Genomic DNA, 21,077 nt, shown 5'->3' with positions numbered 1-21,077 from the left:
CGCCGGTCTTGTCTCGCCCACCGGGTCATTCCCGCGAAAGCGGGAACCTCCGTTTTGCGATGCACGCCCCAAAACAGAGATCCCCGCTTTCGCGGGGATGACTACTGAACGGCCGGGTGGACGGAGGCGGCGGAACGAACCGCCGCCCCGGTGCCAACCTTACAGTGCGTTGTTGCGCTGCTGCGCTTGCAGGAACGCATCGAAGTTGAGCTCGGCAACCTGGTTCCACAGGTAGTGGTCCTTGCGGAACGCCTTGATCGAGTCCCAGATCTTCTTGAAGTTCGGGCTCGATGCCTCGAACTCGGCATAGGCCTCGGTCGACGCCTTGAAGGCCGCTTCCATGATTGCCGGGCTGAACGGTTTGAGCTGCGCCCCGGCCGCCACCAGCTGCTTCAGCGCAGTGGGGTTCACATAGTCGTACTTGGCCAGCATGTCGTTGCTCGTCGCCTGGCAGGCGGTCTTCAGCAGTGACTGGTAGGCCGGCGGCAGTTCTTCGAACTTTGCCTTGCCGATCAACGCATGCACGGTCGGGCCACCTTCCCACCAGCCCGGATAGTAGTAGTACGGCGCGACCTTCTGGAAACCGAGCTTCTCGTCGTCATAGGGCCCCACCCACTCGGCCGCATCGAGGGTGCCCTTCTCCAGCGCGTTGTAGATTTCGCCACCCGGCATCGGCGTCGGAATCACGCCGAGCTTGCTCATGATCGCCCCGGCAAAGCCGATACGCATCTTGAGGCCCTGCAGGTCCGCGATCGAGTTGATCTCCTTGCGGAACCAGCCACCCATCTGCGCGGCGGTATTGCCGCACGGAAAGCCGACGATGTTGTAGTTGGCGAAGAACTCGTTCGACAGATCCAATCCGCCGCCGTGATAGTACCAGGCGCTCATGCCACGCGCATTGAGCGAGAACGGGATGGCGGCCAGTGCCGCCCAGGCGACGTCCTTGCCGGAGAAATAATACCCGACGGTGTGGGCCATCTCGACCGTACCGGCCGAAACCGCATCCACCACTTCGAACGGCGGCACGATTTCGCCGGCGGCGAACACGTCGATGGTGAAATTCCCGTCGGTCGCCTCGCTCACATATTTCGCCAGCGTTTCGCCGCCGCCATAGATGGTGTCGAGTCCCTTGGGGAACGACGACGCCAACCGCCAGCTTACCTTGGGCTGGCTCTGCGCCAGCGCTGGCGCGGCGAGGGTTGTCGCTGCTGCGGCACTGGCGGTGATCGCGGTGGCCGACTTGAAGAATTCACGCCTCTTCATTCAGGTAGTCCTCCTTGGCTGTTGCCTGGCCGTTCCATCCGGCCTTGTGCGTAGATGAACAGGCGTTACTGCGGCTGTCCACCCGCCGCGAACCTCGACGCTGTGGCAGCGTGATCAAATTCCTCACAAAATCGTTCGGCCGCGGGAATAAACCCCGAGCTGCGGTGTTGGAGACAATGAGGCGCGGCCTAATGCCCGTGCCCGAAAAGCCCAACGGAGGGACATCATGAAACTTGCAGTCACGCTCGGCGCTGCCGCGCTCGCCCTGTTCGCCACTGCCGCCATCGCCGAGGATTATGTCGGTGGCGCCATCAAGACGATGGAGATCGGCGGCAAGGAAGTGCTGGTCGGCGCCAACGACATGACGCTCTACACCTTCGACAAGGACGCTGTCGGCGTCACCAACTGCTATGACAAGTGCGCCGAGAACTGGCCGCCGCTGATCGCTGATGCCGGCGCTAAGCCCGAGGGCGATTTCACCCTGGTTGACCGCACCGACGGCTCCAAGATGTGGGCCTACAAGGGCTGGCCGCTCTACTTCTGGGTCAAGGACGAGAAGCCTGGCGACACCACCGGCGACATGGTCGGCGAGGTCTGGCACACTGCCGTCGAGAAGTAAGCCGGCCAGAGCCACATGGACTTCCTGGATGAGATCGAGGCGACGGTTCCGGCGTTGCGCCGCTATGCGCGCGCGCTGACGCGCAACGCCGACCGCGCCGACGACCTCGTCCAGGATTGCCTCGAACGGGCAATCCGCAAGCGGAGCCTGTTCGCTCCGACCGGGCCGTTGCAGGCCTGGCTGTTCCGTATCCTGATCAACCTTTGGCGCAACGACCTTCGCTTCGAGCGCCGCCGTGGAGAGCACGTTCCCATCGACAGCCTTGTTTCCGAACCCGCGGTGGCTCCGGCCCAGCCGGGCCGTATCGCCCTCGCCGAAATGTCCCGCGCCATCGACCGCCTGCCTGACGACCAGCGCGAGGCGCTGCTGCTGGTCGTGCTTGAGGGCATGAGCTACCAGGACGCCGCCGATGTCCTCGGCATCCCCGCCGGCACGTTGATGTCCCGCCTCGGCCGCGCCCGTGCGGCGCTCCGCACGTTGACCGGCAGCGGCGAGGAACCCAGATTGAGGTCGGTCAAATGACGAACCTCGCCCCAATTTCCGAAACTGACCTGCACGCCTTTGTCGATGGCCAGCTGCCGCCGGAGCGTGCCGCCGAGGTCGAGGCCTGGCTCGCTGCCCATCCCGACAAGGCCGCCGAACTGGTCAACTGGCAGCGCCAGAACGAGGCGCTGACCGCGCTGTTCGGCAGCACGGCCGACGAGACCGTGCCATCGCGGCTCGACCCGCATCTGATCGCCCGCTCACCCGCCGCTACCCGCAGCTTCGGCTGGGCGCAGGCCGCCGCCGCGGCGGTGGTGACGCTGGCGCTGGGCGGCGCCCTCGGCTGGGCCGGCCGCGACTATTTCAGCCCGCCGCCGCGCCAGGAGCTGATCGCCTCGGCGGTCTCGGCGCACGCCCTCTACGTCAAGGAAAACCGCCACGCCGTCGAAGTCGCCGCCGCCGACAAGGATCACCTCGTCTCGTGGCTGTCCAACCGCGTCGAGCGCCCGATCAACCCACCCGACCTTGCCGCCGACGGTTTCACCCTGGTCGGCGGCCGGCTGCTGCCCGGCTATGGCGCAGAGCCCACCGGCCCCGCCGCGCAACTGATGTACGAGAACGCCGCGCAGGAGCGGGTCACCGTCTACATCACCGCCGCCTTGCCCGACCGCCGCACCGATAAGGAGTTCACGGCGCGCGACAATCTCGACGCCTTCTACTGGGCCAACGACAAGATCACCTGCACGGTCGTCGGTGATCTGCCCGAAGCGCAGATGCAGGCGGTGGCAAAGAAGGTGTACCAGCAGCTCACCTGGCGTCCGGACGGCGCGCCGGGCGGTGCCTGGAGCGGCGTCTGACGCGGGCGCTTGCGCCGCGGCACGCGCTCGCATAGGTTCGCGCCCATGTTCCAGTCTGCGAACATTGCTGCATCCATCGTTCCGGCCGCGCTCCGTGGCGCCGGTCGTCGAGGTATGGGCGTCTTCGGCTAGACGCGGGGGTTCGGCATGCGCCGTCTCCGCCGGCCGGAGACGTAAAGCCCGAACCACATCCCCACACCGCTAGAATGAGAGAGCAGCATGCTTTCCCTTTATGACGCCAACGGGCTCGTCCACTGGAACGAGCGCGAAATTCGCCTGCGCGACAGCGCCATTTCCTACATTTCGGCCGAGGTCACCGTGCTCCTCCGCTCGATCAACCCCGCCTGGGATATCCGGCGCGTCGAAGCGCCGATCCTGACGCCGCGCGAACTGATCTCATCGGCCTACGGCCCGGACGATATCTACGTGCCGCAGCGCAGTTCCGACAGCGAGCGCGAACTGGTGCTTCGGCCGGAGACCACGCCCTCGACCTATGTCTACATGACGCACCAGCTCAACACTCACGCCAAAACCCGGCTGCCGTTCTGCGTCTGGCAGGCCGGCAAGTCGTTCCGCCGCGAGCAGGACCAATCGACCCGGCACGTCCGGCTCAAGGAGTTCTGGCAGATGGAGTTCCAGTGCGCCTATGCCGCCGATACCGCCAACGACTACCACACCGCGGTGCTCGAACCGGTGCGCCGGATGATCGCCGCGGTGACCCGCCTGCCTACCCGTATCGTGCCGTCTGACCGGCTGCCGGCCTATTCCGAGATCACCATGGATATCGAGGTGGACAATGGCGACAAATGGATGGAGGTCACCTCGATCTCCCGCCGCACCGATTTCCCTCAGAAGGCTGTGGTCACCGGCAAGAACGGGACGCGCGAGATCGACGTGCTGGTAGTGGAAATCGCCATCGGCCTCGATCGTTGCATCTACAACTGGTCAATCGCCGACGAGCGCGAAGCGGCTGTCACGGCGTGACCACGCGCAGGGGGCATCTGCTCCCCTCCCCCTTGAGGGGAGGGGCGGGGGGTGGGGGTGGTGAGGGGAACCTAGGTGCTGACTGCACCACCCCCTCCCTCAATCCCTCCCCCCCTAGCGGACGCGTAGCGCCGCGGGGGGAGGGAGGCGACGACTGAAGAGCCGGTGGTTAACCCCCCGCCCGCCAGCTCAGTAGCCCTGCCGCTTCTGCAGGTCGTTCGAGTAGATATTGTGGAGCCCGATATTCTTGACGTCGCGCTCACCCATCAGGGCCATGGTGACGTCCATCTCCTTGTTGATGATCTGCAGCGCCCGGGTCACGCCCGCCTCGCCGCCGGCGCCCAGCCCGAAGGCCATGGCGCGGCCGACAAAGGTGCCCTTAGCGCCGAGCGCCAGCGCCTTCAGCACGTCCTGGCCCGAGCGAATGCCCGAATCCATCAGCACTTCGGTGCGGTTGCCCACCGCATCGACGATCTCGGGCAGCACCCGGATGGTCGAGGGGGCGCTGTCGAGCTGCCGGCCGCCATGGTTGGAGACGATGATGCCGTCGGCGCCGTTCTCCACCGCCAGCCGCGCGTCCTCGGCATCGAGGATGCCCTTGACGATCACCGGACCGCCGAAGCGCTTCTTGATCCAGGCGATATCCTTCCAGTTCAGCGTCAGGTCGAACTGTGTCGCCGTCCACTGGCTGAGCGAGGCGAGGTCCACCGCCTCGGTGACGTGCCCGGCAATATTGCGGAAGGTGCGGCGCTTGGTGCCCAGCATGCCCAGGGCCCAGGCCGGCTTGGTGGCAATCTCGAACAGGAATTTCGGGGTGATCGGCGGCGGCGCCTTCAGCCCGTTGCGGATATCCTTGTGCCGTTGCCCGAGGATCTGCAGGTCCATCGTCAACACCAGCACCGGGCACTTGGCCGCCTTGGCGCGGTCGATCAGCCGCTCGATGAACGGCTTGTCGCGCATCACGTAGAGCTGGAACCAGAACGGCTTCGTGGTGTTTTCGGCGACGTCCTCGATCGAGCAGATCGCCATGGTCGAGAGGGTGAACGGGATGCCGAACTTCTCCGCCGCCCGCGCCGCCTTGATCTCGCCGTCGGCCGACTGCATGCCGGTCGACCCCACCGGGGCGATCGCCACCGGCATCGACACCGGCTGGCCCATCATCGTCGTCGCGAGGTTGCGGTTCTCGAGATTGACCGCCACGCGCTGCCTGAGCTTGATCTTTTCGAAGTCGGTGGTGTTGTCGCGATAGGTGCTCTCGGTCCACGACCCCGAGTCCGCATAGTCGAAAAACATCTTGGGCACGCGGCGCTTCGCGGCCTTCATCAGGTCTTCGATGGTGAGATACTTGTCGAGATTGGCCATGTGCGCCCCGGAGAAACCTTGGCGCTTTCTAGTTCTCTGACATGTCAGTGGTCAATGCGACGTTGGACGTTCATTCGGAACCAGGCGTTGAACCAACGCAAATCCGGCGCGGGCTGACCCCCACCCCTGTCCCCTCCCCCTAAACAAGGGGAGGGAGACGCTCTCATCAGCGCCAGTGTTTTGGTCTCCCTCCCCATTCCGGGGCGCTACCGCGTCCCCAGGGGGGAGGGGACAGGGGTGGGGGTCAGCTCGCACCAGCTCCGCGGCGTTCATCACCGCTTCATCCTCGGCCGCGCACGTTCGCCGCCTTCAACGGAGAGACTCCCATGCGCATTGCCACCCTTGTCGCATTATCCGCCATCGCCTTCGCCGCTCCCGCCCAGGCCGACTGCCTCGCCGACCTGAAATCGGTGCTCACCGGCTCGCTCACCGGCGGCCCCTACGTGATGGAACTCGTTTCAGACGATATGACCATGACTGCCGAAGTCGTACCGCCGGCGTCGATCCACGCCACCACCCATATCGGCGGCGCGACGCAGGAAATGACCGTGCATGACGGCAAGGCCTGGATGCAGATGGGCGGCGCCTGGACAGCAATGCCCGACAGCATGGCCGCCCAGATGACGGCCGGCATCAGCGGCGCCGCCGGCATGATCGACCAGGTGGCAGGCGCCGAATGCCTCGGCACCCAGAATTTCGAGGGCAAGGACTACCTCGCCTTCAAGTACGACTTCGCCATGGCCGGCGTCGAAAGTTCATCGACGCTTTATGCTGACCCGGCCACCAAACTGCCGCTGCTGATTCTCGGCACCTCGACCGCCGCCGGCAAGACCACCGCCACCCGGGCCACCTACCGGTACGATCCGAGCGTGACGGTTTCCGCTCCGATGTGAGTTGGGAGACGCAACCGGTCGGCGGGCGCCGTAATCACTGCATCGCGTTGAGCGTCGTCAGGATGGCCAGGAACTGCTCTGGGGCCGCGGCGATGACGTTGTGCCGAACTGGCAACTCCTCGATCCGCCAGTCCGGCAGTCTCCTCAGGCGAGCGACGGTCGGCGGGAATGGGCTGTCGCTCCAGCCGGTCGCATAGACGAAGAGCTTTTCACGAACCTCCTTCCACCGCCCGGTCAGATGGATGGTCTGGAGAAACGACGCCAAAGGGTGTGGCCGGCAGCGGACGTCCATGCCCGCTGGCGGACTAACGCCGAAGCCGTCGCCGTCGGCTCCTTCGATGGCGATGGTTCGGAAATAGTCGTTCATCAGCCGCCACCAGGAGTCACCGTCCTCCGGCACCAGCGCATCGATATAGACGAGCGCCGATATGCGCTCGGCCAGTCGATCCGCCACACCTGTGATCACCATCCCGCCGTAACTGTGGGCGCAGAGAACCACATTCGAGAGGTCCTCGAATTCAACGACGTTCGTCACGTCCTCAATGTGCGTGTCCAGGTTTGGCCGCATGACCGCCAGGTGCGATCTGTCGCCCAGTCCCGTGAGGGTTGGCGTGAAGACGTCATGTCCGAGGGCGCGCAACCTGCGTGCGAATGGCGAAAGTTCGCACCCGCCATGCCAGCCACCCGGCACAATGACCACGTTTGCCATGAGTTACCTCTTGATCGACCAGCCCGCTGTGGCGCGCCGCCAAACGTGTAGCGCCTTTCACGGCACATGAATTTCGATATAATGGCAATTCATTATTGAAAACGGTCAAATGCGTGACGGTCAAACATGCGGCAGGCGCTTCAATATCCGTGGACGGACCTGGACGTAGACCGGATCTCCGCCCCGGCAGTGTCGGTGCGGATCGACGTCGGCGAGGCGAGAACGGAAGTACCCGAGCATCAGCACCGCAAGGGGCAGTTGGTCTTCGCGCTCGCGGGTGGGGTCACGTGCCGCGTTCCGAGTGGCCTCTGGATGGTGCCACCACATTGCGCGGTATGGATTCCCGGCAGTCTTCCACACAGCAACATAGCAACCGCCAATGCGAAGCTCTTCTTCGTGTACCTGGAGCCCGGTGCGGTCGATCTCCCAGACCAATGCTGCACCCTCTCGATTTCGCCACTGCTGCGCGAACTGATCATTGAACTTGCCGACCGCGAGAGCGCGAACGAAGCCGATGATCTGCTGATCAAGGTCCTCCTGGCCCAATTGCCGCTGATGCCCGTGCAACAGCTGCATCTGCCGGTGTCCGCAGAGCCACGTCTGGCCTCCATAGTGAACGCACTTGCAGCCAATCCCGCCGACCGCGCGACGTTGGGCGTCTGGGCTGGGCGCGTGGCGATGAGCGAGAGCAGTCTCAGCCGCCTGGTGGTTCAGGAGACAGGATTGACCTTCGGTCGCTGGCGGCAGCAGCTGCATCTGATTGTCGCGATACGCGAATTGTCCGATGGCGCGACGGTTCAGCAGGTCTCGGCTGATCTCGGCTACGCGTCGGTCGCATCCTTCATCGCCATGTTCAAGAAGGCGCTCGGCAAACCCCCGGCCAAGTACCTCAGCAGCATTGCCCATGAGAGCGGTTCGCGTGGGCCGTCGGGTCGCCGCCAAGGCTCAGGCAGGCTGTCGGCGTGATCTGGGCGACCACGCGGAGACGGCTTTCAGCGTCTCCGCGTGCGTGTCCTGTCCCGGCAAGAGCAGACGCCACCTGCCGTCCGTGGCCTACAGCTTCACCGAGTTCAGCCGCAGCGCGTTGGCGATGACGCTCACCGAACTCAGCGCCATAGCCGCCGCAGCCAGCATCGGCGAGAGCAGCCAGCCGGTCAGCGGGTAGAGCACGCCCGCCGCCACTGGAATGCCCAGCGCGTTGTAGCCGAAGGCGAACAGCAGGTTCAGCTTGATATTGCTGAGCGTCGCCTTGGAAAGCTTGCGCGCCTTGACGATGCCGTTGAGCTCGCCCTTCAAGAGCGTGATACCGGCGCTTTCGATCGCCACATCCGCCCCGGTGCCCATTGCCACGCCGACATCGGCTGCCGCCAGCGCCGGCGCATCGTTGACGCCGTCGCCGGCGAACGCCACCGACTTGCCCTTGGCCTTCAGTTGCTCGATCAGCGTGTGCTTGTCCTCGGGCGCCATGCCCGCCTGTACCTCGCTGAGGCCGAGCTCGCGCCCGACCGCTTCGGCTGTGCCCCTGGCATCGCCCGTCGCCATCACCACCGCCACGCCATCGGCCCGCAGCGCCGCGATCGCTTCCTTTGCCCCCGCTTTGATCGGGTCCGACACGGTCACCACGCCGATCGCTGCCCCATCATGGGCGACGAGGATCGCCGTCTTGCCCGAGCCCGCCTGCTGCTCGAGCAGCCCGGCCAGCTTGTCGTCGACGGCGATATTCTGCTCCTTGAACAGCTTGAGGTTGCCGAGCAGCGCCGGCTTGCCGCCGACCATTCCCTTGATGCCGCGCCCGGTGAGCGAGGTGAAGCCTTCGGCCTCGTAGACCCGCGCCCCGCGCACCTCGGCGCCCTTGACCACGGCCGTGCCGATCGGGTGCTCCGAGTGCTTCTCGAGCGCTGCCGCGACGGCGAGCACAAAACCTTCGTCGACGCCCTTCACCGGGATCACCTGGTCGAGCGTCGGCTTCCCCTCGGTGAGCGTGCCGGTCTTGTCGACGATCAGCGTATCGACCCGGGCAAAGCCCTCGAGTGCCTTGGCGTCCTTCACCAAGATGCCGGCATGCGCGCCGCGCCCGGTCGCCACCATGATCGAGATCGGCGTCGCAAGGCCGAGCGCACAGGGACAGGCGATGATCAGCACCGAGATCGCCGCGACGATCGCCTCGGCGAGGCCAGGGCCCCAGATCATCCACGCCGCGAACGCGGCAATAGCGATCACCACCACCAGGGGCACGAACCAGTTCGCCACCTTGTCGGCCAGCGCCTGAATCGGAGCGCGGCTGCGCTGCGCCTTGCCCACCAGCTCGACGATCTGGCTGAGCCGGGTTTCCGAACCGACCCGCAGCGCCTGCATGACGAAGCTGCCCTCGCCATTCAGCGTGCCACCGGTTACCGGCTCGCCCTTCAGCTTTTCCACCGGCACCGGCTCGCCGGTCAGCATCGATTCATCGACGAACGACTGCCCTTCGAGCACCTCGCCATCGACCGGCACCGCCTCGCCCGGCCGCACCCGCAACCAGTCACCGGCCCGCACCTCTTCGATCGGCACTTCGATATCCCTGCCCTGCCACACCTTGCGCGCCGTCTTCGGCGCGAGGTTGAGCAATGCCCGGATCGCCTTGCCGGTGGCGTCGCGGGCGCGCAGCTCCAGCACCTGGCCGACGAACACCAGCGCGACGATCACCGCCGCCGCTTCGAAATACACCGGCGGCACGCCGTTCATATGCGTCATGCTCATCGGGAACAGCTGCGGGAACAGCACCGCCACCACCGAGAACAGGTAGGCCGCGCCCACTCCGAGCCCGATCAACGTCCACATATTGGGCGAGCGGTTCTTGAGCGAGTTCCAGAAGCGCCGGAAGAACGGCCAGGCCGCCCACAGCACCACCGGCGTGGCCAATGCCATTTCGATCCAGGTGGCCAGCGGCTCGCCGATCCACTCGCGCACCGGCAGGCCGACCATGCCGCCCATCGAGATGATGAGGATCGGGATCGACAGCCCGGCGCTCACCAACAGCCGGCGGGTGAAATCGACGAGTTCGGGGTTCGGGCCGTCATCGAGCGAGGCCACCATCAGCTCGAGCGCCATGCCGCAGATCGGGCAATCGCCCGGGCCGTCCTTGACGATCTCCGGATGCATCGGGCAGGTCCACTTGGACCCTGCCGCAACGGTCGACGGATCGACCGGCGGCGCACCGTGCGAGTGGCCGTGATGGCTGTGGTCGTGGCCCGCATGATCGTGTCCACCCTTCGCGGCGGCGCCGTGATCATGCCCATCCCCGCAGCCGCAGGCGTCGTCCTTCTGAGCGTTAAGGTATTTCTGCGGCTCGGCTTCGAACTTGCTGAGGCACCCGGCGCTGCAGAAATAGTAGCGCGTCCCCTCGTGCTTCAGCATGTGTTTGGCGGTCGTCCGATCCACCTGCATGCCGCAGACCGGGTCGGTCGCCGTCAGGTACTTTGCCGGCTCCGCCTCGAACTTGGCCTTGCAGCCGCCGCTGCAGAAGCCGATCTCGCGGCCCTCATGCATGGTGCGGTGCGGTGTCTTGGCCATATCGACGGTCATGCCGCAGACCGGGTCGCGACTGACCGCGCCCCCTGACCCGTGCGAATGCTTGTGTTCAGCGTGATCCATGCTCGGCTCCTGTAGAACGTCTCCCGGCGGCTGAGCCCGGCGGAGACGCGACAAACGAAATCGTACTGGGCCCTGTTCTGCACCTTCCCATCATGGTAAGGTCAAGCACATTGTTCAGATAGGTGTTCCCATGCAGATCGGCGAGGCCTCCCGGCTCACCGGCGTATCGGCCAAGATGATCCGTCACTACGAATCCATCGGCCTCATTCCCAATGCCGACCGGCGCGACAGCAATTATCGCGATTACGGCCATCATGACATCCACCGTCTCGGTTTCATCCGCCGCGCCCGCGACCTCGGCTTCTCGATGGACGAAATCCGCGATCTGCTGCGCCTCTGGGGCGATACGCAGCGCTCGAGCGCCGACGTCAAGGCGCTGACCCAGAGCCACATCGCCGAACTCGACCAGAAGATCCGGCTGCTCGGCGAGATGCGCCACACCCTCGCCACCCTCGCCGATGCCTGCGATGGCGATCACCGTCCCGATTGCCCGATCATCGAAGGCCTCGCCGGAACGGAACTGCATGCAGGAAACTAAAGACAACACTGGCATCGAGATCGCCTACCGGCTCGATCCGTTCCCGAGCGAGGAAGAACTGGCCCCGCTGTGGCGCGCCGCCTGGGGTGGTGACTGGAGCGGCGACCTCGCCTTCATCCTTACCCGCAGCCTCACCCACGCCTGCGCTTATGCCGGTACCCGCATGGTCGGCTACGTCAATGTCGCCTGGGACGGCGGCGTCCACGCTTTCCTGCTCGATACGACTGTGGACCCCGCTTTCCAGCGCCGCGGCATTGCCAAGGAGCTGGTGCGGCAGGTGGCCGACGCCGCCCGCGAGCGCGGCGCGCATTGGCTGCATGTCGATTATGAGGAGAAGCTGGATGGGTTCTACAAGGCGTGCGGGTTCAGGCCGACCGCGGCGGGGTTGATCAGGCTTTAGCCTCTGGCCCCGTGCGGGTGGCCACCCCCACCCAGCTCCGCTAAGGCTCCGCCTAGCTGCGCTACCCTCCCCACAAGGGGGAGGGAGACGACAGAGCCCGAAGCCTGCAGTCGGGTCTCCCTCCCCTTGATGGGGAGGGTAGTGGAGCTTGGCAGCTTGCTGCCTAGCGAAACTGGGTGGGGTGGGGCCAATGCACCGCCTCAAACACTCAGGCAAAGATACTTGATGTCGAGATAATCCTCGATCCCGTACTTCGACCCCTCGCGCCCATGCCCCGATTGCTTCACGCCGCCGAACGGCGCCACCTCGGTGGAGATCAGCCCGGTATTGATCCCGACCATGCCGTAATCGAGCGCCTCGGCCACCTCGAACACCCGGCCCAGGTCGCGCGCATAGAAGTATGACGCGAGCCCGAACTCGGTAGCGTTGGCGAGCCGGATCACCTCGTCCACCGTCTCGAAGCGGAACAGCGGCGCCAGAGGCCCGAACGTCTCTTCGCGTGCCAGCATCATGTCGGCGGTCGCGTCGGCGACGATGGTCGGCTCGAAGAACAACCCCTCCTTGCGCTTGCCACCAACCAGCAGCCGGCCGCCCTTGCGCAGCGCATCGGTGAGGTGCCGCTCCACCTTCTCCACTGCCTTCTCGTCGATCAGCGGTCCGGTGGTGATCCCCTCGCCAAATCCGTCGCCCACCCTCAGCTTTTCCACTGCCGCGGTGAGCTTTTCGGCGAACGCATCGTAGACGCCGGCCTGCACATAGATGCGGTTGGCGCAGACGCAGGTCTGCCCGTTATTGCGGTACTTCGAGATCATCGCGCCCTCGACCGCCGCATCCAGATCAGCATCATCGAACACGATGAACGGCGCATTGCCGCCGAGCTCGAGGCTCAGCCGCTTGATCTGGTCGGCTCCTTGCCGCACCAGGATGCGGCCGACCTCGGTCGAGCCAGTAAAACTCAGCTTCCTGACCACCTCGTTCGAGCAGAACTCCTTGCCCAGATCCGACGAATGGGTCGACGGCAACAGGTTGAACAGCCCGGCGGGCAGCCCGGCCCGCTCGGCCAACACGCCAATGGCGATGGCGGAAAGCGGCGTTTCCGCTGCCGGCTTCGACACCACCGCACACCCGGCCGCCAATGCGGGAGCCACCTTGCGGGCAAGCATGGCGTTGGGGAAGTTCCACGGCGTGATCGTCGCGACCACCCCCACCGGCTGCTTGATCACGATGATCCGCTTGTCTTCCTGGTGCCCGGGAATGGTGTCGCCATAGACCCGCTTGGCTTCCTCGCCAAACCACTCGACATAGGCGGCGCCATAGAGCACCTCGCCCTTGGCCTCGGGCACCGGCTTACCCTGCTCGGCGGTCATGATCGCCGCCAGATCGTCGGCGTTCTCGACCATCAACTCATGCAGCTTGCGCAGCACGGCGGCGCGCGCCTTGCCGGTCTGCTTCGCCCAGGCCTGCTGCGCCGTCTCGGCTGCGGTAATCGCGAGCTTGGCTTCCGCCACGCCGCAGTTCGGCAGCACCGCCAGCACCGCGCCGGTCGAGGGGTTAGTCACTTCGAAAGTTGTGCCGTTTTCTGCCGTCTCGAGCCAGCGCCCGCCGATAAAGGCGGCGGCCTGCAGCAGCGAGGGATCCTTGAGGCGGGTGTTGAGCGCATCGGTGATCGGCATCGGTATTCTCCTTGAGGCGGAAGCTCTGCGCCTCGCCTGCAATGAACGCAAGTAGCCTTGCCGGGCTCCAAAACTTCCGATTGGATGCCGCCAAACAAACAAGCGGGGGACCAAAATGGCCGGCGTCTATCAGCATCACGAGAAAGAGTTCGGGCACCTGATCCAGGGCAGCGCCAAGCTCGAAACGCTCTATTCCGATTGCCGCTGGGCCGAGGGCCCGTGCTGGTTCGGCGACGCCAACCAGCTGGTCTGGTCCGACATCCCCAACAACCGCATGCTGCGCTGGACCCCCGACGGCGGCGCCTCGGTCTACCGGCACAATGCAAACTACATCAACGGCAACACGCGCGACCGTGAGGGTCGGCTGGTCTCCTGCTCGCATGGCGGCCGCAACGTCGTCCGCACCGAGCTCGATGGCTCGATCACCGTCCTCGCCGACAGCTATCGCGGCAAGAAGCTCAACGCCCCCAACGATGTGGTGGTGAAATCCGACGGCACCATCTGGTTCACCGACCCCGGCTACGGCATTCTCTCGGACTACGAGGGCTACAAGGGCGAGTTCGAGCAGGATGGCTGCTACGTCTTCTGCCTCGATCCCGCCACCGGCGTGCTGAAGGTCGCGATCGACGATTTCGTCCGCCCCAACGGCATCGCCTTTTCGCCTGACGAGAAGCGTCTCTATGTCGCCGACAGCGCCTATAGCCACGGCGCCGACCTGCCGCGCCACATCCGGGTGTTCGACGTCAACGCCGACAACACCGTCAGCAATTCCCGCGTCTTCTGCGTCACCGATACCGGCCTGCCCGACGGCTTCCGCCTCGACGACCGCGGCAATGTCTGGACCTCGGCCGGCGACGGCGTCCACTGCTTCAACTCATCGGGCGTGCTGCTCGGCAAGCTCCTGACGCCCGACACCGTCGCCAATGTCGAATTCGGCGGCCCCCGCCGCAACCGCCTGTTCATCTGCGCCACGCAGAGCCTGCACAGCATCTACCTGGCGGTGAATGGGGCGACACGGCCTTAGCCGCCGAGCTGGCGCGGGCTGACCCCCACCCCTGTCCCCTCCCCCTCAAACAGGGGGAGGGAGACGCCCACACGGGCGGCTCAGCATGGGTCTCCCTCCCCATTCCGGGGCGCTACCGCGCCCCTAGGGGGAGGGGACAGGGGTGGGGGTCAGCTCGCGCCGGCCAGAGAAGCTCACACCCGCCGCCGTGGCCTCAGCCTGGTGACGTTGTTGCCCAGCCGCTGCCTCACCTCGGTGCGAGGCGGCACACTTCCGCTGCACACGGCGTCCGCGAACCAGTCGTCCTCGACGAAGGCGATAGTGTTGGAGCTAAGATCGTAGCGGATCGCCAGCGCCTGCCCGGTGGTCGAGCGCATGCCGGTGACGATTGGGTGGTGGGCACGTTGCTGGGCCATTCGAGCCTCCGAAGTGCGGCGCGGCCAATTTGGCCGCAACACTTCATTAACCACTGGCGATGCCCGGTCGATGACGGTTGGACCGCACAATTGTGACAGTCCAACCGGCTGGTTTTGCTGATGATCCGGCTGCAGACGAGCAGGCCGGGCGGCCCGCTGGCCGCGAATCACGCCTGCCGCGCGACCGCCAGGACGGTCAACACGTGCTTGTGGCCGTCACGCGCCTCCCAGGTGATCGACTGCCCGACATCGAGGCCGATCAGCGCCGTGCCGACCGGGGTCAGCACCGAGATCTTGCCCTGGGAGATATCGGCATCGACCGGATAGACCAGTTGCACGGTGCGCTCCGCGCCGTTGTCGGGCCGGTAGGTCACGGTCGAGCCCATCCGCACGATGCTCGAACCCAACTTGGGGGTCGGCACGACGCGGGCGCGTTCGATTTCATACAACAGGTCGTCGGCCGCATCGGAGCTGTGTCCGCTGCCGGCCAGCGCCAGGGCGATGAGTTTGCGGTGGTCGTCCTCGCTGAGGACGATACGCGGTTGCAGGTCATAGCGACGCATGGATTGCATCTGAGAAATTCCTTTCGATGCGCGAATGTCGGCGGGTCATCGCCCGCGACGGTTCACGCTGGTGTTGTTTGGATGTGGCGCCTTGCTGGTGAGCCCGAGCGGAAAGCTCCGCGTGGGTTCGGGATGCCCCAGACCCGGCGGCGCCTAGGCGCGGATCATGGGGCTATATGCCTGCGACCGGGTTTTCCCGGCGCGGTGCCATACCGATGATGGTCGCGAAGCAAGACATGACGTGAATGTAGGGGGTCTCGGCGCAAAGTCAAATCGGCAGTCGACGGTCGGCAGTCGGCAGTCGGCAGTCGGCAGTCGGCAGTCGGCAGTCGGAAAGCGCGAAAGCCGGGCAGCGACGCAAGCCCTTTTTCTACTGCCGACTGCCGACCGACCCAGCCCTCACGCCGTCGGCAGCGAGCTGAATCCCGGCGGGATCGGGCCTTCATAGGGTCCGGTCCGCACGTCGGTCACCGCGGCGGCGGGCGGGCCGGCATTGAGTTCCATCAGGATGTGCTGGATTTCGCCCTCATCGCCGGCGAACACCGCTTCGACTGTGCCGTCACGCCGGTTGCGCACCCAGCCTTCGAGCCGCAATGCCTCGGCCTCACGCTCGACGAAAGCGCGAAAGCCCACTCCCTGCACCCGTCCAGTGATCACCACGTGGACGGCGCGCCGCATCAGAAGGTTGCGCCGATCTGCCAGGGCACGAACTCGTTGTCGCCGTAGCCCAGGAGTTCCGACTTGCTCTTTTCGCCCGAAGCGACGGCAAGGATCTTGTCGAATATCTCCTGCCCCTTCTCTTCGAGCGAGCCGCCCTCGACCACTTCGCCGCCGTTGATATCCATGTCGTCGATCATCTTGTGATAGATGTCCGAGTTGGTGGCGATCTTGATCGACGGCGTCGGCTTGCAGCCATAGGCCGAGCCACGCCCTGTGGTGAAGCATAGTATATTCGCACCACCCGCGACCTGCCCGGTCGCCGAAACCGGATCGTATCCCGGCGTATCCATGAACACGAACCCCTTTTCGGTCACCGGATCGGCATAGTGATACACTGCATTGAGTGGAGTCGTCCCACCTTTTGCAGTCGCACCCAAAGATTTCTCGAGGATAGTGGTAAGTCCGCCGAGTTTGTTGCCCGGCGACGGATTGTTGTTCATCTCCATATTGTTGCGCTCGGCGTAATCTTCCCACCAATGGATGATATCGATGAGCTTTTCGCCGACCTCGCGATTTTTGGCGCGCCGGGTAAGCAGGTGCTCCGCCCCATAAACCTCCGGCGTCTCCGACAGAATCGCCGTGCCGCCATGCCGCACCAGGATGTCGGCCGCGACGCCCAGCGCCGGGTTGGCAGTGATGCCCGAATAGCCATCCGAGCCACCGCACTGCAGCGCCAGCATCAGTTCCGACGCCGGCACCGTTTCGCGCCTGGCCTTGTTGACGATCGGCAGCATGGCTTTGACCGCCTCGACGCCGGCTTCGACGGTCTTTTTCGTGCCGCCGACTTCCTGGATTGTCATGGTGCGGAAGGTCTCATTCTCGGTGACACCATAGGCTTCCTTGAGCCGCGGGATCTGGAAACCCTCGCACCCTAGCCCCACCATGATCACCCCGCCCATGTTCGGGTTGGTGGCATAGCCCCAGGTGGTCTTCTTCAAAATGTCGAAGATCACCCCTCGATAATCGATGACACAGCCATTCGCCTGCTTCAGCGCCACGATCCCATCGACGTTGGGATATTGCTCGAGAATGCCCGAGCGCTCGACCTCGCGCGCGATGAACCCGGCCACCGTGGTCGAGCAGTTCACCGAGGTGAGAATGCCGATATAGTTGCGGGTGCCGACCTGCCCGTTGGAGCGGCGGAAGCCCTGGAACGTCGCCCGCTCTGCGTCGGCCACGAACTCCACCGGCACGATGCCCTCGCCGAACGCGTAGTCGCGCTTGAACGCGCCATGCTCTTCGCCGATCGTCACATTGTGCTCGTGCACCCATTCGCCCGGCGGGATGTTATCCTTGGCGAAGCCGATGATCTGCCCGAACTTGACGATCGGCTCGCCTGCCGCAACCTGCCGCACGGTGAACTTGTGTCCCTTGGGCACCCGCTTGGTGGTCTTGACGCCCTGCGGCGTATCGGTGCCGACATCGAGATTGCTCAGCGCCACCGCGACATTGTCTTGGGCGTTGAGCAGCAGCGTCTTAGCGGCGGCGGGGCGGGACATGACATCGGACATCGCGAGCGGCTCTTTTGATCCTGGATTCGGGGCAGGAACTGCCAACACCACTCAAAACCACCAAAACTATTGTACGCCCGAGCTAGCCCGCTTGCGGCGGAAAACCAGTCGGGTGACAAGCAGGTGCGATTGAAAAGCTCCGGCACTCCAACTAACATGTTAGCATGAAGACCGAGGCAAGTCCCTACTCATTTCTGTCTACGCCGGCGACCCCGACGCGTGGCAATGTCACCGTGTTCGTCACCGACACGTTGCGCCAGGCCATCGTCCAGCTTGACCTCAAGCCCGGCGAAGTGATCGACAAGGGCGCCATCTGCGAGCGGCTGGGCGTCTCGCGCTTCCCGGTCTCGGAGGCGCTGGCTCGCCTGCAGGCCGAGGGCCTGGTCGATATCCTGCCGCAGCGCGGCTCCACCGTTTCGCTGGTGCGCATCGCCGACGTGCTCGAATACATGCTGATCCGCAAGGCGCTCGAGGCCGAAGCGGTGCGCGTCGTCACCGGCAATCACAGCCCGGAGCTGATCGACACGCTGCAGCGCAACATGAGCTACCAGCGCGCCGCCGTGGAGATCGACGACCAGAACGGCTTCCACGAGCGCGACCTAGAGTTCCACGACATCGTCTTCGGCGACATGCGCTTCACCAAGGTGAAGGGCGTCATCGAGAACACCCGCGCCAATCTCGATCGGGCTCGCCGGCTGATCCTCACGCCGCGCCGGTTGAGCGTCACCCTCGCCGAGCACCAGAAGATTCTCGACGGCATCACCGCCGGCGACGCCGCGATCGCCTCGGCCGCCATGCGCGCCCATATCGACTCGGTGATGGCCGAGCTCATCGCCTTCGCCGTCGAGCACGCCGAACTCTTCGCCGATGGCCAGTTGCTGCGGGAAGATCCAGCCCACTCGGCGTTTCCGTTCGGGTAGGCGGCAGTCGGCAGTCGGCAGTGGTGCACCGCTCCCTCTCCATTCTTCTACTGCCTACTGCCTACTGCCGAACTCCAATCCACCAACGAGACCCCTCGCATGCTCAAAAACATCCCCCCGATCCTCGGCCCTGACCTGCTCTACATCCTGCGCGCCATGGGCCATGGCGACGAGATCGCCATCGTCGATGCCAACTACCCCGGCGACAGCGCCGGCCCGCAATTGGTGCGGCTCGACGGCATCAGCGCCACCGAGGTGCTCGACGCCATCCTCACGGTGATGCCGCTCGATACCTTCGTCGACGAGCAGGCCTTCGGCATGGAGGTGGTCGGCGACGCCAAAAAGCGCGAAGCGACCCACAAGGACTTCGACAAGCTGATCAAAAAGCACGAGCCGGAGATGAAACTCAGCCTGCTCGAGCGCTTCGCCTTCTACGAGCGCGTGCACGGCGCCTACGCGGTGATCCAGACCGGTGAGCGCCGCCTCTACGGCAACGTGCTGTTGAAGAAGGGCATCGTCCGCCCGGAGTAACCGATGCCGCGGCGCGTCGATCCGCCGTTCATCGCCACCCGGGAGCTCGCCGTGATCGGCGAGTTCCGGAGCGGCGAGGCTGCGGTCGCCACCGACCTCAGCGGCATCGCCAGCGCCGCCCCGCTGAACCGCCGGCGGCGCAAATGCCTCGTCATCGACAACGAAGGGCTGTTCGCCCAGTTCGCGACGCTCGACCTCGATGCGGCAACCCTGACGGCCGGCGCCGTGGTGCCGCTGCTGCCCACCGACCGCGACGCGCTCGAGGCCGTCGGTATCGCCCCCGATGACGGCGATCCCGGGCCCGATCGCTACATCCTCGATGGCGAAGGCGTCGCCTGGCTCGGCCCCCATTACTATGTCGCCGGCTCGCACAGCATCCACGACTGGGTCACCCCTGAGCAGCGGAAGCGCGCCGACTATCGCCGCTCCGCCCACCTCGTCGCCCGCATCAGCCGCGATGGTCGCCGCCCCGAGCTGAGTTTCCGCCTCAACGAACTGCTGGCAGAGCGCAAGAGCTTTGCTCCGTATTTCCTCAAATCGCCCAACAAGCGCGATGGCCTCAACATCGAAGGTCTCGCCGCCTGGCGACGCCGGCTCTACTTCGGCTTCCGCAGCCCGGTCATCGACGGCAAGGCGCTGTTGCTCAGCGTCCGCGCCGCCGCGCTGTTCACCCCAGGCGCCGATCTCGCCCCCAGAACCCTGCGTGTCCCGCTCGGCCGCGGCGCCGGCATTCGCGATCTCGCCATGCTGCCCGATGGCCGCCTGCTCATCCTCTCCGGCCCCGCATCCGACGCGACGGCGGGCTTCGCCATCCATCTGTTCGACCGCAAGCGCGAGACGGTACGCCGCCTCGGCCGGCTCGCCCCGATCGAGGGCGACAAGGTCGAGGGCCTGCTGCTCGCCGGCTATGCGTCCGCCGCGAACGGCAGTGCCAGCGCCGAACTGCTGGTGCTCGCCGATCACCCGGCCAACGGCCGCCCCCGGCTGTTCACCCTCGACATTCCGCCTGCCTGAATGCACCGAACGGATTCGACCATGGTTGGCCTCGACTCCGCGTGGGTCTGGCCCTATCCCTTCCCGCCAAGTCTGAGGAGCATTCCATGAAACTTCTGCGCGTCGGCGCCAAGGGCGCCGAAAAGCCCGCCATCCTGCACACCGACGGGACCTATCGCGATCTCTCGTCCGTGGTGCCCGACATCAACGGCGCCTCGATCGGCGCTGCCGGTCTCGCCAAGATCAAGGCGGCCGACCATGGTAGCCTGCCGGTGCTCGACCAGGGCTCGCGTATCGGCCCCTGCGTCGGCAATGTCGGCAAGTTCATGTGCATCGGCCTCAACTATGCCGACCACGCCGCCGAGACCGGCGCTGCCATTCCGGCCGAGCCGATCCTGTTCATGAAGGCCACCAGCGCCATCATCGGCCCGAACGACGACGTGATCCTGCCCAAGAACACCCTGAAGCCCGACTGGGAAGTCGAGCTCGGCGTCATCATCGGCAAGGAAGCCAAGTATATCGAGGAAAAGGACGCGCTGGATTACGTCGCCGGCTACTGCGTGGTGAACGACCTTTCCGAGCGCCACTTCCAGACCGAGCGCGGCGGCCAGTGGACCAAGGGCAAGTCGGCCGACACCTTCGGCCCGATCGGCCCGTGGCTGGTCACCAAGGACGAAATCAAGGACGTGCAGAACCTCGGCATGTGGCTCGACGTCGATGGCCACCGCTACCAGGACGGCTCGACCAAGACCATGATCTTCGGCGTCGCCCACCTCGTCGCCTATCTCAGCCAGTTCATGAGCCTGCAGCCGGGTGACGTGATCACCACCGGCACCCCGCCGGGTGTCGGCATGGGCCAGAAGCCCACCCCGATCTGGCTGAAGCCGGGCCAGACCATGAAGCTGGGCATCGAGGGCCTGGGCGAGCAGCAGCAAAAGACCAAGGCCTACGCCGCCTGAGGTTTCGCCACTGAGTTTTGAAGGGCGTCGGTCGCAAGGCCGGCGCC

The 21,077-nt window shown here is 65.2% G+C and carries 22 protein-coding genes; 13 read left to right on the top strand and 9 right to left on the bottom strand.

Features of this window, described 5'->3' with window-relative positions; all coding sequences use genetic code 11:
* Positions 1-159: 159 nt before the first annotated feature.
* Positions 160-1,263 (bottom strand): TRAP transporter substrate-binding protein, encoded by a 1,104-nt coding sequence (locus tag ASC89_RS15585; protein ID WP_055882894.1) that lies wholly within the window; start codon positions 1,261-1,263, stop codon positions 160-162.
* Between the two features lie 226 nt (positions 1,264-1,489).
* On the opposite strand from ASC89_RS15585, the gene ASC89_RS15580 reads away from it, so the two are divergent.
* The 4 genes from ASC89_RS15580 to ASC89_RS15565 all read left to right on the top strand — a co-directional run bounded on the left by ASC89_RS15580 (position 1,490) and on the right by ASC89_RS15565 (position 4,206).
* Positions 1,490-1,882 carry a hypothetical protein gene (locus ASC89_RS15580; protein WP_055882892.1) on the top strand — a complete coding sequence of 131 codons (393 nt, stop codon included), beginning with the start codon at positions 1,490-1,492 and terminating at the stop codon, positions 1,880-1,882.
* 15 nt (positions 1,883-1,897) lie between these two features.
* Positions 1,898-2,404, top strand: a complete 507-nt coding sequence (locus tag ASC89_RS15575; RefSeq protein ID WP_055999409.1) for a sigma-70 family RNA polymerase sigma factor — start codon at positions 1,898-1,900, stop codon at positions 2,402-2,404.
* Positions 2,401-3,222: an anti-sigma factor gene (locus tag ASC89_RS15570; protein WP_055999407.1), complete on the top strand. Its 822-nt coding sequence runs from the start codon at positions 2,401-2,403 to the stop codon at positions 3,220-3,222. The genes ASC89_RS15575 and ASC89_RS15570 overlap by 4 nt, the downstream gene beginning before the upstream one ends.
* Positions 3,223-3,441: 219 nt before the next feature.
* Entirely contained in the window at positions 3,442-4,206 is a 765-nt protein-coding gene (locus tag ASC89_RS15565) for an aminoacyl--tRNA ligase-related protein (protein ID WP_055999404.1), read from the top strand.
* Between the two features lie 189 nt (positions 4,207-4,395).
* Here ASC89_RS15565 and ASC89_RS15560 read toward each other — a convergent pair whose 3' ends face one another.
* On the bottom strand, positions 4,396-5,568 hold the full coding sequence (locus ASC89_RS15560) for an alpha-hydroxy acid oxidase (RefSeq protein ID WP_055999401.1): 1,173 nt from the start codon (positions 5,566-5,568) through the stop codon (positions 4,396-4,398).
* A 326-nt stretch (positions 5,569-5,894) separates the two neighbouring features.
* Between ASC89_RS15560 and ASC89_RS15555 the strand changes: the two genes are divergently transcribed.
* Positions 5,895-6,461: a hypothetical protein gene (locus ASC89_RS15555; RefSeq protein WP_055999398.1), complete on the top strand. Its 567-nt coding sequence runs from the start codon at positions 5,895-5,897 to the stop codon at positions 6,459-6,461.
* A 34-nt stretch (positions 6,462-6,495) separates the two neighbouring features.
* Here ASC89_RS15555 and ASC89_RS15550 read toward each other — a convergent pair whose 3' ends face one another.
* On the bottom strand, positions 6,496-7,170 hold the full coding sequence (locus tag ASC89_RS15550; RefSeq protein WP_055999395.1) for an alpha/beta fold hydrolase: 675 nt from the start codon (positions 7,168-7,170) through the stop codon (positions 6,496-6,498).
* 126 nt (positions 7,171-7,296) lie between these two features.
* Between ASC89_RS15550 and ASC89_RS15545 the strand changes: the two genes are divergently transcribed.
* Positions 7,297-8,136, top strand: coding sequence for a helix-turn-helix domain-containing protein (locus ASC89_RS15545; protein WP_055999392.1), 840 nt, complete (start codon positions 7,297-7,299; stop codon positions 8,134-8,136).
* 87 nt (positions 8,137-8,223) lie between these two features.
* Here ASC89_RS15545 and ASC89_RS15540 read toward each other — a convergent pair whose 3' ends face one another.
* Positions 8,224-10,803, bottom strand: coding sequence for a heavy metal translocating P-type ATPase (locus tag ASC89_RS15540; protein WP_055999389.1), 2,580 nt, complete (start codon positions 10,801-10,803; stop codon positions 8,224-8,226).
* Positions 10,804-10,933: 130 nt separating this feature from the next.
* Here ASC89_RS15540 and cueR point away from each other — a divergent pair, with 130 nt between their 5' ends.
* Entirely contained in the window at positions 10,934-11,341 is a 408-nt protein-coding gene (gene cueR / locus ASC89_RS15535; RefSeq protein ID WP_055882876.1) for a Cu(I)-responsive transcriptional regulator, read from the top strand.
* Entirely contained in the window at positions 11,328-11,741 is a 414-nt protein-coding gene (locus ASC89_RS15530; RefSeq protein WP_055999387.1) for a GNAT family N-acetyltransferase, read from the top strand. Before cueR ends, ASC89_RS15530 begins: the two co-directional genes overlap by 14 nt.
* A gap of 200 nt (positions 11,742-11,941) precedes the next feature.
* On the opposite strand, the gene ASC89_RS15525 is transcribed toward ASC89_RS15530, so the two are convergent.
* On the bottom strand, positions 11,942-13,414 hold the full coding sequence (locus ASC89_RS15525) for an NAD-dependent succinate-semialdehyde dehydrogenase (RefSeq protein ID WP_055999384.1): 1,473 nt from the start codon (positions 13,412-13,414) through the stop codon (positions 11,942-11,944).
* A 115-nt stretch (positions 13,415-13,529) separates the two neighbouring features.
* Here ASC89_RS15525 and ASC89_RS15520 point away from each other — a divergent pair, with 115 nt between their 5' ends.
* The gene (locus tag ASC89_RS15520) at positions 13,530-14,438 is read left to right on the top strand and encodes an SMP-30/gluconolactonase/LRE family protein (RefSeq protein ID WP_055999381.1); all 909 of its coding nucleotides are present in this window, start codon (positions 13,530-13,532) and stop codon (positions 14,436-14,438) included.
* A 173-nt stretch (positions 14,439-14,611) separates the two neighbouring features.
* Here ASC89_RS15520 and ASC89_RS15515 read toward each other — a convergent pair whose 3' ends face one another.
* From ASC89_RS15515 to ASC89_RS15500, 4 genes are all read right to left on the bottom strand, one after another.
* Positions 14,612-14,833 (bottom strand): hypothetical protein, encoded by a 222-nt coding sequence (locus ASC89_RS15515; protein WP_055999377.1) that lies wholly within the window; start codon positions 14,831-14,833, stop codon positions 14,612-14,614.
* A 167-nt stretch (positions 14,834-15,000) separates the two neighbouring features.
* Complete coding sequence (gene rnk, locus ASC89_RS15510) at positions 15,001-15,405, bottom strand: nucleoside diphosphate kinase regulator (protein WP_055999374.1); 405 nt, start codon at positions 15,403-15,405, stop codon at positions 15,001-15,003.
* 390 nt (positions 15,406-15,795) lie between these two features.
* Positions 15,796-16,074 carry an acylphosphatase gene (locus ASC89_RS15505; RefSeq protein WP_055882862.1) on the bottom strand — a complete coding sequence of 93 codons (279 nt, stop codon included), beginning with the start codon at positions 16,072-16,074 and terminating at the stop codon, positions 15,796-15,798.
* Positions 16,074-17,627 carry a UxaA family hydrolase gene (locus ASC89_RS15500; RefSeq protein ID WP_055999371.1) on the bottom strand — a complete coding sequence of 518 codons (1,554 nt, stop codon included), beginning with the start codon at positions 17,625-17,627 and terminating at the stop codon, positions 16,074-16,076. Before ASC89_RS15500 ends, ASC89_RS15505 begins: the two co-directional genes overlap by 1 nt.
* Before the next feature lie 164 nt (positions 17,628-17,791).
* Between ASC89_RS15500 and ASC89_RS15495 the strand changes: the two genes are divergently transcribed.
* The 4 genes from ASC89_RS15495 to ASC89_RS15480 all read left to right on the top strand — a co-directional run bounded on the left by ASC89_RS15495 (position 17,792) and on the right by ASC89_RS15480 (position 21,030).
* A complete protein-coding gene (locus ASC89_RS15495; protein WP_055882858.1) occupies positions 17,792-18,547 on the top strand; it encodes a GntR family transcriptional regulator in 756 nt (251 codons plus the stop codon).
* A 99-nt stretch (positions 18,548-18,646) separates the two neighbouring features.
* Positions 18,647-19,078 (top strand): RbsD/FucU family protein, encoded by a 432-nt coding sequence (locus ASC89_RS15490; protein WP_055999368.1) that lies wholly within the window; start codon positions 18,647-18,649, stop codon positions 19,076-19,078.
* Positions 19,079-19,081: 3 nt separating this feature from the next.
* Positions 19,082-20,092, top strand: coding sequence for a DUF3616 domain-containing protein (locus ASC89_RS15485; RefSeq protein ID WP_055999365.1), 1,011 nt, complete (start codon positions 19,082-19,084; stop codon positions 20,090-20,092).
* Between the two features lie 86 nt (positions 20,093-20,178).
* Complete coding sequence (locus tag ASC89_RS15480) at positions 20,179-21,030, top strand: fumarylacetoacetate hydrolase family protein (protein ID WP_055882852.1); 852 nt, start codon at positions 20,179-20,181, stop codon at positions 21,028-21,030.
* Positions 21,031-21,077 lie beyond the last annotated feature (47 nt).

This window comes from Devosia sp. Root413D1 (assembly GCF_001425235.1).
Classification (GTDB): Bacteria; Pseudomonadota; Alphaproteobacteria; order Rhizobiales; family Devosiaceae; genus Devosia_A.
This window is presented reverse-complemented; position numbering and strand designations above follow the sequence as displayed.

Bases quoted from the DNA above. Each gene is read 5' to 3' on its own strand.
- ASC89_RS15530 (WP_055999387.1), top strand. From the start codon at position 11,328: ATGCAGGAAACTAAAGACAACACTGGCATCGAGATCGCCTACCGGCTC.
- ASC89_RS15525 (WP_055999384.1), bottom strand. From the start codon at position 13,414: ATGCCGATCACCGATGCGCTCAACACCCGCCTCAAGGATCCCTCGCTG.
- ASC89_RS15575 (WP_055999409.1), top strand. From the start codon at position 1,898: ATGGACTTCCTGGATGAGATCGAGGCGACGGTTCCGGCGTTGCGCCGC.
- ASC89_RS15485 (WP_055999365.1), top strand. From the start codon at position 19,082: ATGCCGCGGCGCGTCGATCCGCCGTTCATCGCCACCCGGGAGCTCGCC.
- rnk (WP_055999374.1), bottom strand. From the start codon at position 15,405: ATGCAATCCATGCGTCGCTATGACCTGCAACCGCGTATCGTCCTCAGC.
- ASC89_RS15520 (WP_055999381.1), top strand. From the start codon at position 13,530: ATGGCCGGCGTCTATCAGCATCACGAGAAAGAGTTCGGGCACCTGATC.
- ASC89_RS15495 (WP_055882858.1), top strand. From the start codon at position 17,792: ATGAAGACCGAGGCAAGTCCCTACTCATTTCTGTCTACGCCGGCGACC.
- ASC89_RS15565 (WP_055999404.1), top strand. From the start codon at position 3,442: ATGCTTTCCCTTTATGACGCCAACGGGCTCGTCCACTGGAACGAGCGC.
- ASC89_RS15560 (WP_055999401.1), bottom strand. From the start codon at position 5,568: ATGGCCAATCTCGACAAGTATCTCACCATCGAAGACCTGATGAAGGCC.
- cueR (WP_055882876.1), top strand. From the start codon at position 10,934: ATGCAGATCGGCGAGGCCTCCCGGCTCACCGGCGTATCGGCCAAGATG.
- ASC89_RS15515 (WP_055999377.1), bottom strand. From the start codon at position 14,833: ATGGCCCAGCAACGTGCCCACCACCCAATCGTCACCGGCATGCGCTCG.
- ASC89_RS15570 (WP_055999407.1), top strand. From the start codon at position 2,401: ATGACGAACCTCGCCCCAATTTCCGAAACTGACCTGCACGCCTTTGTC.
- ASC89_RS15490 (WP_055999368.1), top strand. From the start codon at position 18,647: ATGCTCAAAAACATCCCCCCGATCCTCGGCCCTGACCTGCTCTACATC.
- ASC89_RS15505 (WP_055882862.1), bottom strand. From the start codon at position 16,074: ATGCGGCGCGCCGTCCACGTGGTGATCACTGGACGGGTGCAGGGAGTG.
- ASC89_RS15555 (WP_055999398.1), top strand. From the start codon at position 5,895: ATGCGCATTGCCACCCTTGTCGCATTATCCGCCATCGCCTTCGCCGCT.
- ASC89_RS15500 (WP_055999371.1), bottom strand. From the start codon at position 17,627: ATGTCCGATGTCATGTCCCGCCCCGCCGCCGCTAAGACGCTGCTGCTC.
- ASC89_RS15585 (WP_055882894.1), bottom strand. From the start codon at position 1,263: ATGAAGAGGCGTGAATTCTTCAAGTCGGCCACCGCGATCACCGCCAGT.
- ASC89_RS15545 (WP_055999392.1), top strand. From the start codon at position 7,297: ATGCGGCAGGCGCTTCAATATCCGTGGACGGACCTGGACGTAGACCGG.
- ASC89_RS15540 (WP_055999389.1), bottom strand. From the start codon at position 10,803: ATGGATCACGCTGAACACAAGCATTCGCACGGGTCAGGGGGCGCGGTC.
- ASC89_RS15550 (WP_055999395.1), bottom strand. From the start codon at position 7,170: ATGGCAAACGTGGTCATTGTGCCGGGTGGCTGGCATGGCGGGTGCGAA.
- ASC89_RS15580 (WP_055882892.1), top strand. From the start codon at position 1,490: ATGAAACTTGCAGTCACGCTCGGCGCTGCCGCGCTCGCCCTGTTCGCC.
- ASC89_RS15480 (WP_055882852.1), top strand. From the start codon at position 20,179: ATGAAACTTCTGCGCGTCGGCGCCAAGGGCGCCGAAAAGCCCGCCATC.